Source organism: Pantoea sp. UYEF8 (assembly GCF_040546285.1).
Taxonomy (GTDB): Bacteria; Pseudomonadota; Gammaproteobacteria; order Enterobacterales; family Enterobacteriaceae; genus Pantoea; species Pantoea brenneri.
This window is the reverse complement of record NZ_JBEPNM010000003.1, coordinates 125,303-138,063: the sequence shown is the minus strand read 5'-3', so window position 1 is coordinate 138,063 and position 12,761 is coordinate 125,303. Positions and strand designations below refer to the sequence as shown.

Here is a 12,761-nt window from a genome sequence, read left to right as displayed (position 1 = left end):
CAGTCAACGGCAGATTACATCATGCCGCCCATACCGCCCATGCCACCCATACCGCCAGCGCCGCCGCCTAAATCAGGTGCGTCGCCTTTTGGCAGGTCAGTGACCATACATTCGGTGGTGATCATCAGACCCGCAACAGAAGCCGCGTACTGCAGAGCAGAACGGGTCACTTTGGTTGGGTCCAGGATACCGAAGTCGATCATGTTGCCGTACTCTTCAGTCTGCGCGTTGTAACCGTAGTTACCGTCGCCCGCTTTCACGTTGTTAGCGACCACTGATGGTTCTTCACCGGCGTTAGAAACGATCTGACGCAGTGGAGATTCCATTGCGCGCAGCGCAACTTTGATACCGACGTTCTGATCTTCGTTCTGACCACGCAGATCGGCCAGCTGAGCTGCAACGCGAACCAGCGCCACACCACCACCAGCAACCACACCTTCTTCTACCGCAGCACGGGTTGCATGCAGGGCATCTTCAACGCGGGCTTTCTTCTCTTTCATTTCAACTTCAGTTGCTGCGCCCACTTTCAGAACGGCAACGCCGCCTGCCAGTTTAGCGACACGCTCCTGCAGTTTTTCTTTGTCGTAGTCAGAAGTGGCTTCTTCGATCTGCTGACGAATCTGGGTAACACGTCCCTGAATCGTCGCTTCTTCACCCACACCGTCGATGATGGTGGTGGTGTCTTTGTTGATCACAACGCGTTTTGCCTGACCCAGATCTTCCAGAGCTGCTTTTTCCAGCTCCATGCCGATCTCTTCAGAAATCACAGTACCACCGGTCAGGATAGCGATATCCTGCAGCATGGCTTTACGACGGTCGCCGAAGCCTGGTGCTTTAACCGCAGCTACTTTCACGATGCCGCGCATGGTGTTAACCACCAGGGTAGCCAGCGCTTCGCCTTCTACGTCTTCCGCGATGATCAGCAGTGGTTTGCCGGCTTTCGCCACGGCTTCCAGCACTGGCAGCATTTCACGGATGTTAGAAATTTTCTTGTCAGCCAGCAGGATGAACGGAGATTCCAGTTCAATCGCACCGGTTTCTGGTTTGTTGATGAAGTAAGGTGACAGGTAACCGCGATCGAACTGCATACCTTCTACCACATCCAGCTCGTCCTGCAGGCCGGTGCCTTCTTCAACGGTGATCACGCCTTCTTTACCGACTTTCTCCATCGCCTGAGCAATCAGCTGGCCCACGGTTTCATCGGAGTTAGCAGAGATGGTACCTACCTGCGCAATCGCTTTAGAGTCTGAGCACGGTACAGACAGCGCTTTCAGTTTCTCAACCGCAGCGATAACTGCCTGGTCGATACCGCGCTTCAGGTCCATCGGGTTCATACCCGCGGCAACGGCTTTCAGGCCTTCGGTGATGATAGACTGCGCCAGTACGGTAGCAGTGGTGGTACCGTCGCCCGCAGCGTCATTCGCTTTAGAGGCAACTTCTTTCACCATCTGCGCGCCCATGTTCTCGAACTTGTCTTCCAGTTCGATTTCACGTGCCACAGAAACACCATCTTTAGTGATGGTCGGTGCACCAAAAGATTTATCCAGAACCACGTTACGGCCTTTTGGGCCCAGGGTAACTTTTACTGCATCTGCCAGTACGTTCACGCCACGCAGCATTTTTACGCGTGCGTCATTACCGAATTTTACGTCTTTAGCTGCCATTTTAAATATCCCTTAAATTCGTTTCGTTCAGTGAATTACGCGAAAAAATTACGCTTCAACAACCGCCAGGATGTCGCTCTCAGAGATGATCAGCACCTCTTCGTTATCGATTTTCTCGGTTTTCGCGCCGTAACCTTCGCTGAAGATCACGATGTCGCCAACCTTCACGTCCAGCGGCTTAACGTCACCACTCTCAAGGATGCGGCCGTTGCCGACAGCCAGCACTTCACCACGGGTGGATTTGCCGGCTGCAGAACCGGTCAGCACGATGCCGCCAGCTGATTTAGCTTCAACTTCTTTACGCTTGACGATAACGCGATCGTGCAATGGACGAATTTTCATTTGATAGCTCTCCTTTGAGAAGTCCAATCATTCAGTTTTGGGGTTGAACACCGGGCTGCATGGCTTCCGGCCTCGTGACCTGAGAGATAGGGCCGCGACCACGCCCTTTCAAGGGGGCAGACAACAAATTTTTTACGCAGATGTGATAACTGATGGCTTTTTGAGCAACCGGCAGAAAGATCGCCAGCGGAAATAAAAAACGCAACCCGAAGGTTGCGTTTTACTGTGGCGATGACACCGTCAGCGATCTTTCGGATCGTCATGGTGCTCAAGGCGATCGCTGTTTTTGCGCTCGAACTCGCCATCCATGGTATAGCCGCTGTCAGGGCCGGCACCCGGACCGCGCCAGACGCGCAGATGCGGCATCAGCTTCAGCGTCAGATGCTTCTGCACCGGCGGCAGCAACAGCAGCAGGCCCAGCAGGTCGGTAAAGAAGCCGGGCAGCAGCAGCAGAAAACCGGCGATGATCAGCGACACGCTCTTGATCATCTCTTTCGCCGGGCTTTCATTACGCGCCAGCTTCTCCTGCATCAGCATGAAATTCTTCATGCCCTGATTTTTGACCAGCGACACCCCGATGCAGGAGGTGAAGACCACCAGCAGCATGGTGAGCAGCACGCCCATGACGTGGGCGACCTGAATAAACAGTGAAATTTCAATCCAGGCCAGGACAAAAAAGACTAATAACGGTATCCAGCGCACCGTACTCTCCTGTAAGTGTGGGCTGACCGGCAGCGTGCCGTTCAGCAGAAAGCGTTCATCTTAGTGATGATAAGAAAAGAGATGGGCACCCGTGCCGCCATTTTCAACCGATCCTGTCAAATTTATCCCGCAGGGTTAATTTTGTAACCTGTTTCACATATCGTTAACCTGACGGCAGCATTAAGTGATCTGCATGCGTACTTTTCTGATGCATCAGAATATGATCGTGCTCACCAGTATGAAGACGGATAAAATGTCGTTACGGGTACACCACGACAAAATAAACACATCATCTGTGATGGTTAGCGGCAACAACAAGAAGGTTATCATGGCGAACAACATTCGTATCGAAGAAGACCTGTTAGGTATGCGCGAAGTACCGGCGGATGCCTATTATGGCGTTCATACTCTGCGTGCGATTGAAAATTTTTACATCAGCAACAGTAAAATCAGCGACATACCCGAATTTGTCCGCGGGATGGTGATGGTAAAAAAAGCGGCGGCGATGGCCAACAAAGAGCTGCAAACGATCCCCCGCAACATTGCCGATACCATCATTCAGGCCTGCGATGAAGTGCTCAATAAAGGCCGCTGCATGGATCAGTTTCCGGTGGATGTCTATCAGGGCGGTGCTGGCACCTCGGTCAACATGAACACCAATGAGGTGCTGGCAAACATCGGTCTGGAACTGATGGGCCACCAGAAAGGTGAATATCAGTACCTCAACCCTAACGATCACGTGAACAAATGTCAGTCGACCAATGACGCCTACCCGACCGGTTTCCGCATCGCGGTTTACAGTTCGCTGCTGAAGCTGCTGGATGGCATCAGCCAGCTGGCCGACGGTTTTGAGCGTAAGGCCGACGAATTTCAGACCATCCTCAAAATGGGCCGAACCCAGTTACAGGATGCGGTGCCGATGACGCTGGGTCAGGAATTTCACGCCTTCAGCGTGCTGCTGAGTGAAGAGACCAAAAGCATTCTGCGCACCGGCGAACTGCTGCTGGAAGTGAACCTCGGCGCGACCGCCATCGGTACCCGCCTGAATACGCCGGACGGTTATCAGCACCTTGCCGTGCAGCGTCTGGCGGAAGTCAGCAACCTGCCGGTGGTGCCGGCGGAAGATCTGATCGAAGCGACCTCAGACTGCGGTGCCTACGTGATGGTGCACTCGTCACTGAAACGCCTGGCGGTGAAGCTCTCTAAGATCTGTAACGACCTGCGCCTGCTCTCTTCCGGTCCGCGCGCTGGCCTGAATGAAATCAACCTGCCGGAGTTACAGGCCGGTTCGTCGATCATGCCAGCCAAAGTCAATCCGGTAGTGCCGGAAGTGGTTAATCAGGTCTGCTTCAAAGTGATCGGCAACGACATCACCGTCACCATGGCTTCCGAAGCCGGTCAGCTGCAGCTGAACGTAATGGAGCCGGTGATTGGCCAGGCGCTGTTTGAATCGATCAGCATCCTGACCAACGCCTGCTACAACCTGCTGGAGAAGTGCGTCAACGGCATTACCGCCAACCGCGCGGTGTGCGAAGCCTACGTCTTTAACTCAATCGGTATCGTCACCTACCTTAACCCGTATATCGGCCACCATAACGGCGATATCGTCGGCAAAATCTGCGCCGAAACCGGTAAAAGCGTACGTGAAGTGGTGCTGGAGCGCGGCTTGCTGACCGAAAGCGAGCTGGACGATATTTTCTCGGTCCAGAACCTGATGTATCCGGTTTATAAAGCGAAACGTTATACCGACGAAAACGAGCAGTAAGGTTTAACCGACGCTGGTTTACTAAAGGCACACCGCGATCAACACGGTGTGCCTTTTTCTTTGGTAAACAGCACAACTGATAATCTCAGGTTAAATTCTCAGGAGTGATGCATGTTTGTGGTTGAGCTGCTGGTCGTCTTACTGGCGATCTGGTTGGGTGCGCGCCTTGGCGGCATTGGCATTGGGTTCGCTGGCGGCATGGGCGTGCTGATCCTGACGCTGGGCTTTGGCCTGCCGCCGGGCATGATCCCGTTCGACGTGATCGAAATTATTATGGCGGTCATTGCGGCTATCGCGGCCATGCAGGTCGCCGGCGGAATGGATTATCTGGTCAGCCTCGCCGAACGGCTGCTGCGCCGTCATCCGCGTCACGTCACGCTACTGGCACCGCTGGTAACCTATCTGATGACGCTGCTGGCGGGTACCGGTCATACGGCCTTCTCGACGCTGCCGGTAATCGCTGAAGTGGCGAAAGAGCAAGGCGTCCGCCCTTCGCGCCCGCTGTCGATCGCCGTGGTCGCTTCGCAGATCGCCATTACCGCCTCGCCCATTTCAGCGGCGGTGGTATTCTTCGCTACCCTGCTTGAGCCGCGTGGCATCAGCTACATTACGCTGCTGGCTATCGCGATCCCCTCGACCATGGTCGGCCTGTTTCTGGCCGCGCTGGTGACCAACTTCCTCGGTAAAGAGCTGAAGGATGATGAGGTCTACCAGGCGCGACTGGCGAAAGGCGACGTTACGCTGCGCGGTGCCAGCGTCTACCAGCCCAAACCGGGCGCGAAAAAATCGGTGCTGCTGTTTCTGCTCGGTATCATCGCCGTGGTGGTCTACGCCACGCTCACCAGTGCCAGTCTTGGCCTGATCGCCAACCCGCTGCTGCCGCGTAATGAAGCGATTGTGGTGTTTATGCTGACTATCGCCACCCTGATCAGCCTGACCTGTAAACTGGATACCAGCGAGATCCTCAGCGCCAGCACCTTTAAGTCCGGCATGAGTGCCTGTATCTGCGTGATGGGTGTCGCCTGGCTGGGCGATACCTTTGTTAAAGCCCACCTGGCAGAGATCCAGATGGTGGCCGGCGATATGCTGAAAACCTACCCGTGGATGCTGGCGCTGGTGCTGTTCTTCGCCTCAATGCTGCTCTACTCGCAGGCGGCAACCACTAAGGCGCTGATGCCTGCCGCCTTGCTGCTGGGCGTGTCGCCGCTTACCGCCATCGCCTCGTTTGCCGCGGTTTCGGCGCTGTTCGTCCTGCCGACCTACCCGACTTTACTGGCGGCCGTGGAGATGGATGACACCGGATCGACCCGGATTGGCAAGTTTGTTTTCAACCATGCCTTTATCATTCCCGGCGTGATCGCCATTACGCTGTCGGTGATGGCGGGCTTTGTCTTTGGCGGGTTGCTGTTATAGCCCGATAATCGCGTCGCTGACTGAGCGTGCTATCATCGGGGCTCTTTTAAACAGGAGCATTACGATGAACGCCATCGTTGTCCTTTGCACTGCACCCGATCAGGCGACGGCGCAACGTCTGGCCGCCCTGGCGCTTGAGGCCAGACTGGCGGCCTGCGTCACGCTGCTGCCGGGTGCTACCTCGTATTACGTCTGGCAGGGTCAGCTCGAACAGAGCAGCGAAGTGCAGATGCTGCTGAAATGCGATAGCGATCACCAGCAGGCACTGTTCGATCTGCTCAGGCAGGCGCATCCCTACGATGTGCCTGAACTGCTGGCGCTTCCGGTTCAACATGGAGACAGTGAATACTTGTCATGGCTGCACGCATCTCTCGCTTAATTACGCTGCTGCTGGTGCTGTTTATCAGCCTGCAGGCGCACGCATCGCTTTTTTCCAACCCCGCCAGCAGCCGCTTTGTCCCGGTCGATCAGGCGTTTGGTTTTGATTTCGACCAGCAGGGAGCGCAGCTCAACCTGCACTGGAAAGTAAAAACGGGCTACTACCTCTATCGTCAGCAGATCCACGTCACGCCGGCCAACGCCACGCTGGCACCGCTGACGCTGCCCGCCGGTCAGCCGCACGAAGATGAATTCTACGGCAAGAGCCAGATCTATCGGCAGGATCTGACGGTGCCGGTAACGCTACAACAGGCCGCCCGTGGGGCCACGCTTAGCGTCACCTATCAGGGCTGTGCCGCCGCCGGATTCTGTTATCCCCCCGAAACCCGCACCGTGCCGCTGAGTCCGGTAGCGGCCAGCACTGCTGCTGCGCCGGTTAATACCGCGCCTGCACCAGCCACGCCGCTGCCGTTTTCACCGCTGTGGGCGTTGCTGATCGGCATTGGCGTCGCCTTCACGCCCTGCGTGCTGCCGATGTATCCGCTGATTTCCGGCATTATTCTTGGCGGCCAGCGCCACTATTCGTTTGGCCGACTGTTTGCGCTGGCGATGGTCTATGTCCAGGGCATGGCGCTGACCTACACTCTGCTGGGTCTGATCGTGGCGGCTGCCGGGCTGCGTTTCCAGGCAGCCCTGCAACATCCGTGGGTGCTGTCGGCACTGTCGGCGCTGTTTATCGTGCTGGCGCTGTCGATGTTTGGTCTGTTTACGCTGCAACTGCCGGCCAGCCTGCAAACCCGCTTAACCCTGTGGAGCAATCGCCAGCAGAGCGGCTCGCTGCCAGGCGTATTTTTGATGGGCGCGCTGGCCGGTTTAATCTGCTCGCCCTGCACCACCGCGCCGCTCAGCGCTATTCTGCTCTATATCGCCCAGAGCGGTAATTTATGGGCCGGCGCCGGTACTCTCTGGCTCTATGCGGTCGGGATGGGCTTACCGCTGATCGCCGTGACCCTGTTTGGCAATAAGCTGCTGCCGAAGAGCGGACCGTGGATGCAGACGGTAAAAGAGGGCTTTGGTTTCGTTATCCTGGCGCTGCCGGTTTTCCTGATGGAGCGGGTGCTGGGCGACCTGTGGGGACTGCGGCTGTGGAGCCTGCTGGGCGTGGCCTTTTTTGGCTGGGCGTTCAGCGTCAGCCTGCGCGCCAGCAGTGGCAAGTGGCGCGTCGTACAGATTATCGTGCTGGCCGCCGCACTGATCAGCGCCCGTCCGCTACAGGACTGGGCCTTTGGCGGCCCGGCGCAGCAGCAGGCTGTCGCCCACCTGCCATTCCAGACCGTCCAGACGCCGCAACAGTTGCAGACGGCGCTGCAACAGGCCAACGGCCGCATCACCATGGTCGATCTGTATGCCGACTGGTGTGTTGCCTGTAAAGAGTTTGAAAAATACACCTTTAGCGACAGCGCGGTACGCGATAGCCTGAGCCGGGTGCAGCTGCTACAGGCCAACGTGACCGCCAATAGCGCCAGCGATAATGCGCTGTTGCAGCATCTTCAGGTGCTGGGATTACCGACCATTTTATTCTTTGATGCGCAAGGCCACGAGATCGCTGACTCGCGCATCACCGGGTTTCTCAATGCCGCCGATTTCCGGGCACATTTGCAGAAACTCACCCCGTAAACAACACTGGAGTCAGGCTTGTGTCCGGCGAACAGCCGGGCCTGCATACCAGAGGAGAGTCACTTGCAGCGTGAACAAATACTCGAGCATGCACTGAATGTGCTTGAACAGAACGGCCTCGCCGCCACCCTCTCATTGGAAACCCTGGCGGGCCAGACCGACCTTTCTCTCGATCAGCTCCGGCTGTTCTGGCCCGATCGTGACGCCCTGCTCTATGATGCGCTGCGTTATCACGCTCAGCAGATTGATACCTGGCGGCGTCAGATCATGCTGGATGAGACGCTGTCGCCGGACCAGAAGCTGATGGCGCGTTATGAAGTGCTAAGCGAACACGTCAGCAAAGGCCGCTTCCCCGGCTGTCTGTTTATTGCCGCCTGTAGTTTCTATCCGCAGCCGGATCAGCCAATTCATCAACTGGCGGAACAGCAGAAGCGCGCGTCATGGCAGTTTACGCATGAGATTCTGCTAGACCAGGCGCTGGACAACCCGAGCATGGTGGCCGATCAGATGGAGCTGATTCTGGAAGGTTGCCTGAGTAAACTGCTGGTGAAGCGCAACGTGCAGGATGTCGCCACGGCTCAGCGGCTGGCGGAAGATGTTTACAGCATTGCGTTGTGCCGTAAAAACGGCGCGCTGGCCTGAGGTTTTACCCGCTTTGACTGAAAATCAGGCAATCAGTCACGTTTCCCGTGGTTTTTTGGTGAAAGCCGTTGACGCCCAGCGGCCTTTACGGTTTAATGCGCCCCGTTGCCCGAATAGCTCAGTCGGTAGAGCAGGGGATTGAAAATCCCCGTGTCCCTGGTTCGATTCCGGGTTCGGGCACCATTTTTAAAGAACCCGCCTCTGGCGGGTTTTTGCATTTCAGGACGGCGAACCCGGCCCCGAAGGTTCGATGTCCTCGCCACTTCCCTGTGGCTCGCCCTGCGGGTCTGCACGCAAGCGTGCGATGAAAAAATGCTCCCGGCATTTTTTTCCGGGTTCGGGCACCATCTTTAAAGAACCCGCCTCTGGCGGGTTTTTGCTTTTCAGCGCGGCAAACCCGGCTCCGAAGGTTCGATGTACTCGCCACTTCCCTGTGGCTCGCCCTGCGGGTCCGCACGCCAGCGTGCGATGCAAAAATGCTCCCGGCATTTTTGTCCGGGTTCGGGCACCATATTTAAAGAACCCGCCTCTGGCGGGTTTTTGCTTTTCAGGACGGCGAACCCGGCCTCGAAGGTTCGATGTACTCGCCACTTCCCTGTGGCTCGCCCTGCGGGTCCGCACGCCAGCGTGCGATGCAAAAATGCTCCCGGCATTTTTGTCCGGGTTCGGGCACCATCTTTAAAGAACCCGCCTCTGGCGGGTTTTTGCTTTTCAGAGCAACGAACCCGGCCTCGAAGGCTCACGCCACGCCTTGCCTCAGCATTCGACCCATACCGCACCGGCATCCGCTGATTTCACGCATTGCGCCACCCAGCGCACGCCCATCAATCCGGCATGCACATCGGGATACCAGAAATCCTGCAGGAAGGCGCTGTCGCCACGATCGCTGGCGTCCATTGCCAGCGCGAAGCGACGGTAAAGGTTCGACCAGGCTTCGAACAGCCCTTCGGAATGACCGCCGCCGATACGGTCCTCCTCCAGTGCGCGCGGGCTGAGATACCCCATGCCACGCTCCAGAATCCGCACCGGTTCGCCCTGCACTTCATAACGCAGCTGATTTGGCTGTTCATCCCACCACTCCAGGCTGGCTTTAGCGCCCACCACCCGAATCTTCTGGCCGTGCATTGAGCCAGCATTCACCGCCGAGGCCCACAGCGTGCCAACCGCGCCGTTGTCATACTCCATCATCACAAAGGCGTTATCTTCCAGCGGCGCGCGGGTGGCGACAAAACTCTGACGAGAACAGAGCAGCCGCGTCACTTTCAGCTGTGGCAGCATCGTTTCTGCAATAAACAGCGGATGCGTAGCGAGATCGCCCAGCACATAACTCGGGCCGACAAAGCGCGGATCGACCCGCCAGCGGGTGCTTTCACTCTGTAACTCCACCGCCTCGTTGTGGAAGCCGTGAGCAAACTGCATATTGACGATGCGGATCTCACCCAGCGCACCGGCAGCGATCATCTCACGCGCCTGATGGACCAGCTGATGTCCGGCATAGCCGTAGGTCACGCCGACCACCTTCTGCTTCTCCCGGCTCAGCTGTTCCAGCTCATCCGCCTCTTCGACGGTGAAGCAGAGCGGCTTCTCGCACACCACATGCAGTCCGGCGTTCAGCGCTGCCCGACAGATGGCGAAATGGGTATTGTTGGGCGTGGCGATCGAGACCGCTTCTATCCCGTCTTCCCGTTCGGCTTCTGCGGCAAACAGGCTGGCGTAATCGGGATAACAGCGGTCTGACGCCACGCCAAGCGCATTGCCAAATTCACGCCCGCGTGCGACATCAATATCAAACGCGCCTGCCAGCAACGAAAAGTTGCCGTCACGCAGCGCCGCTGAACGGTGGATATACCCAATCTGGCTGGTCCCGCCGCCGCCAACCATGCCCCAGCGCAACGAGCGATTCAGTGCTTTTTTACCGTTCATCATGATGTTGTCCTCAGAATCCGATTGAGCGCAGGTAGTGCAGGCTGGCGGTAACATCAGCCAGGCTGGTGTCGGCCTGGCGCGGGTCACGCTCCTGTTCGATGGTGATCCAGCCCTGATAGTCACGTTCTGCCAGCAGAGCACGCACCGCCGGATAGTCGATCGCGCCCTGCCCCAGCGGACACAGTACGCCTTCAGCGCAGGCGCTAAAGAAGTCGAGTCCACGCGTAATGGCGTCGCGCCACCGCTGATGATGAACGTCTTTGAAATGCAGATAGTCGATGCGCGCCCAGTAACGTTGCAGCGCGTCAATCGGGTCCATCCCGGCATAGTAGAGATGGCCGGTGTCGAGACATAAACCGGCCACCTGATGCGGAATATCGTTCACCAGCCGCGCCAGTTCATCGGCGAACTCAATACAGCCGCCCGCATGCGGATGGATCACCGCTCGCACGCCATACTCCTGCCAGGCGATCTGACTCAGAATGGTGATGTGCTGCATCATGCGGTGCCACGCCTCATCGTCGAGCCGCGGCGATTTTTCCGACTGACCGGCATATTTCGCCCGCTGCGGATTGCCAAAATCGATGATCACCAGATAAGGCGGCGGCGCGTTAACGCCTGCGGTTTTTGTTGCAGTCGGGACCTGCGCCAGGTTGCGGCACAGGTTGTGGGTCAGCGTCACCAGCGCCGGAAAATGCGCTTCACTGACTAAATCATCAAAAATGGTGCCCGCCACCAGCGACAGGCCATGATGATTAAGCTGCCGGGTCAGCTCATCGGGATCGGTTGGCAGGTAGCCCCAGGGACCCAGCTCGATACTTTGGTAGCCCGCCTGCGCGGCCTCCGTCAGTACTTTCTGGCAGGGCGGCAGCCATGGATTATTCGGATCGTCTACGCCCCAGCTGCAGGGCGCATTTGCAATGTGTAGGGTCATGATATCTGCCTGTGCGATGAGAACAGCTGGCAGTATCAAATAAAAATTTCATCACAGACAACAATGAAAGTTTCATTTTTTGATAGCGATCGCGTTTAATAACTTCATTTTATGATAGTTTTCTATCATAAATGCGTTAAAACCGCTGTTTTACAGGTTTTCGCGCGTCACCAGTTCGAACGGTACGGTCACCTGGGCAAAGTTACCGCGTTGCTCGCTCCCGCCGCTCAGGCAGGTGGCGATCACCGCATCGGCCATCACATCAATCCGGTGCCGCAGCATCAGTGATATCGTGCCGTCAATCAGCGCCAGCTCATCGCCGGGCAGCGGACCGTGGCACAGCAAATCAATCTGACGGCGGCCGCTGTCTCGCAGGGCCTGCACCACACCTTCAATGCCACCGCAGGGCGCATAAATCATCACCAGATCATCATGCTGCTCCAGCAACTGGCGGGTGGCCTGATAGCCGCCTTCATTTGATTCATGGGTTTTTAACGGCTCAAGCACCCGCTGGCTGACGCCCGATTCACGCAGATAGGAACGGAAGCTGATCTCGCTGCTCTCCTGACAGGTAAAGCGATGGTCGCCAAGCAACACGCCGACGCAGCCCGGCTGACGCAGCAGATGTTGCGCCATCCAGGCGGCGGTTCGCCCCGCCTTCTGATTATCAATGCCAATAAAACCGGCGTGCTCGCAGGGCGAAAAATCTGACAACAGAGCGTAGACCCGCACGCCCAGCCGCGACACATCCTGGATAGCGTGACGGATTAAGGGATGATCCAGCGCCACCAGGCCAATCACATCGTTACGCTGCGCGAGCTGGCGCAGAGAGCTGGCGACCGCCTCCACTTCATGAATGTCGTGCCAGCGAAATTCAGTTTCGCTGCCTGCCGGCTGATGCCCGCGCGCCCGCTGTTGCAGCGCCTCACTCAGCTGCTGATAAAACGAATAACGGGCCGGCAGCAGGATAAAACCAAAACGCAGCTGAGCCGCAGCGGGTTGCGTCTCAGGCAGGCTGTACGCCGCAGGCAGCCGATAGCCGAGCTGTCGGGCCGCCGCCAGCACCTTCTGCTCGGTTACGCTGCGCACCGGTGCCCGGCGGTTCAGTACCCGATCGACCGTCGCCACCCCTACACCTGCCGCGTCTGCAATTGCCGTCATGGTTACTTTTGACATCATCCTTCTCCCGCTGTCGATCCTCATTTGCCGAAATGGGCAGTTCCCCTTCAGCGTTTTCTCTGCCGTTGCGCGGCAGCAGTTAATCCTGTCATGACCAGGCACATTTTCTCTCATTTTTTTGATAGAAAATACGTCATTA

The 12,761-nt window shown here is 57.2% G+C and carries 11 protein-coding genes and 1 tRNA gene; 6 read left to right on the top strand and 6 right to left on the bottom strand.

The genetic code is table 11. The annotated features are described in order from the left end of the window. Nucleotides 1–14: 14 nt before the first annotated feature. The 3 genes from groL to ABIB18_RS06950 form a co-directional block, all read right to left on the bottom strand. Complete coding sequence (gene groL, locus ABIB18_RS06960) at nucleotides 15–1,664, bottom strand: chaperonin GroEL (RefSeq protein ID WP_003848314.1); 1,650 nt, start codon at nucleotides 1,662–1,664, stop codon at nucleotides 15–17. Between the two features lie 48 nt (nucleotides 1,665–1,712). Next, the gene (locus ABIB18_RS06955; RefSeq protein WP_022625257.1) at nucleotides 1,713–2,006 is read right to left on the bottom strand and encodes a co-chaperone GroES; all 294 of its coding nucleotides are present in this window, start codon (nucleotides 2,004–2,006) and stop codon (nucleotides 1,713–1,715) included. Between the two features lie 240 nt (nucleotides 2,007–2,246). Then, entirely contained in the window at nucleotides 2,247–2,708 is a 462-nt protein-coding gene (locus ABIB18_RS06950; RefSeq protein WP_031375471.1) for an FxsA family protein, read from the bottom strand. 328 nt (nucleotides 2,709–3,036) lie between these two features. Between ABIB18_RS06950 and aspA the strand changes: the two genes are divergently transcribed. The 6 genes from aspA (at nucleotide 3,037) to ABIB18_RS06920 (ending at nucleotide 8,766) form a co-directional block, all read left to right on the top strand. Further along, nucleotides 3,037–4,473 (top strand): aspartate ammonia-lyase, encoded by a 1,437-nt coding sequence (aspA, locus tag ABIB18_RS06945; RefSeq protein WP_354473886.1) that lies wholly within the window; start codon nucleotides 3,037–3,039, stop codon nucleotides 4,471–4,473. A 111-nt stretch (nucleotides 4,474–4,584) separates the two neighbouring features. Continuing rightward, entirely contained in the window at nucleotides 4,585–5,886 is a 1,302-nt protein-coding gene (locus tag ABIB18_RS06940) for an anaerobic C4-dicarboxylate transporter (RefSeq protein ID WP_031375473.1), read from the top strand. A 64-nt stretch (nucleotides 5,887–5,950) separates the two neighbouring features. Further along, complete coding sequence (gene cutA / locus ABIB18_RS06935) at nucleotides 5,951–6,265, top strand: divalent cation tolerance protein CutA (RefSeq protein ID WP_031375474.1); 315 nt, start codon at nucleotides 5,951–5,953, stop codon at nucleotides 6,263–6,265. Further along, nucleotides 6,241–7,941, top strand: a complete 1,701-nt coding sequence (locus ABIB18_RS06930; RefSeq protein ID WP_354473885.1) for a protein-disulfide reductase DsbD — start codon at nucleotides 6,241–6,243, stop codon at nucleotides 7,939–7,941. Before cutA ends, ABIB18_RS06930 begins: the two co-directional genes overlap by 25 nt. Before the next feature lie 63 nt (nucleotides 7,942–8,004). Further along, on the top strand, nucleotides 8,005–8,583 hold the full coding sequence (dicD, locus tag ABIB18_RS06925) for a division control transcriptional repressor DicD (protein WP_069728785.1): 579 nt from the start codon (nucleotides 8,005–8,007) through the stop codon (nucleotides 8,581–8,583). 107 nt (nucleotides 8,584–8,690) lie between these two features. After that, nucleotides 8,691–8,766: transfer RNA gene (locus ABIB18_RS06920), tRNA-Phe, on the top strand. A gap of 573 nt (nucleotides 8,767–9,339) precedes the next feature. On the opposite strand, the gene ABIB18_RS06915 is transcribed toward ABIB18_RS06920, so the two are convergent. From ABIB18_RS06915 to ABIB18_RS06905, 3 genes are all read right to left on the bottom strand, one after another. After that, the gene (locus tag ABIB18_RS06915; protein WP_354473884.1) at nucleotides 9,340–10,509 is read right to left on the bottom strand and encodes a Gfo/Idh/MocA family protein; all 1,170 of its coding nucleotides are present in this window, start codon (nucleotides 10,507–10,509) and stop codon (nucleotides 9,340–9,342) included. A 10-nt stretch (nucleotides 10,510–10,519) separates the two neighbouring features. Beyond that, nucleotides 10,520–11,443 carry a TIM barrel protein gene (locus ABIB18_RS06910; protein WP_354473883.1) on the bottom strand — a complete coding sequence of 308 codons (924 nt, stop codon included), beginning with the start codon at nucleotides 11,441–11,443 and terminating at the stop codon, nucleotides 10,520–10,522. A gap of 150 nt (nucleotides 11,444–11,593) precedes the next feature. After that, a complete protein-coding gene (locus ABIB18_RS06905; RefSeq protein ID WP_069728783.1) occupies nucleotides 11,594–12,619 on the bottom strand; it encodes a LacI family DNA-binding transcriptional regulator in 1,026 nt (341 codons plus the stop codon). Nucleotides 12,620–12,761 lie beyond the last annotated feature (142 nt).

Bases quoted from the DNA above. Each gene is read 5' to 3' on its own strand.
- groL (WP_003848314.1), bottom strand. From the start codon at position 1,664: ATGGCAGCTAAAGACGTAAAATTCGGTAATGACGCACGCGTAAAAATG.
- ABIB18_RS06955 (WP_022625257.1), bottom strand. From the start codon at position 2,006: ATGAAAATTCGTCCATTGCACGATCGCGTTATCGTCAAGCGTAAAGAA.
- aspA (WP_354473886.1), top strand. From the start codon at position 3,037: ATGGCGAACAACATTCGTATCGAAGAAGACCTGTTAGGTATGCGCGAA.
- ABIB18_RS06940 (WP_031375473.1), top strand. From the start codon at position 4,585: ATGTTTGTGGTTGAGCTGCTGGTCGTCTTACTGGCGATCTGGTTGGGT.
- cutA (WP_031375474.1), top strand. From the start codon at position 5,951: ATGAACGCCATCGTTGTCCTTTGCACTGCACCCGATCAGGCGACGGCG.
- ABIB18_RS06930 (WP_354473885.1), top strand. From the start codon at position 6,241: ATGGCTGCACGCATCTCTCGCTTAATTACGCTGCTGCTGGTGCTGTTT.
- ABIB18_RS06915 (WP_354473884.1), bottom strand. From the start codon at position 10,509: ATGATGAACGGTAAAAAAGCACTGAATCGCTCGTTGCGCTGGGGCATG.
- ABIB18_RS06910 (WP_354473883.1), bottom strand. From the start codon at position 11,443: ATGACCCTACACATTGCAAATGCGCCCTGCAGCTGGGGCGTAGACGAT.
- ABIB18_RS06905 (WP_069728783.1), bottom strand. From the start codon at position 12,619: ATGTCAAAAGTAACCATGACGGCAATTGCAGACGCGGCAGGTGTAGGG.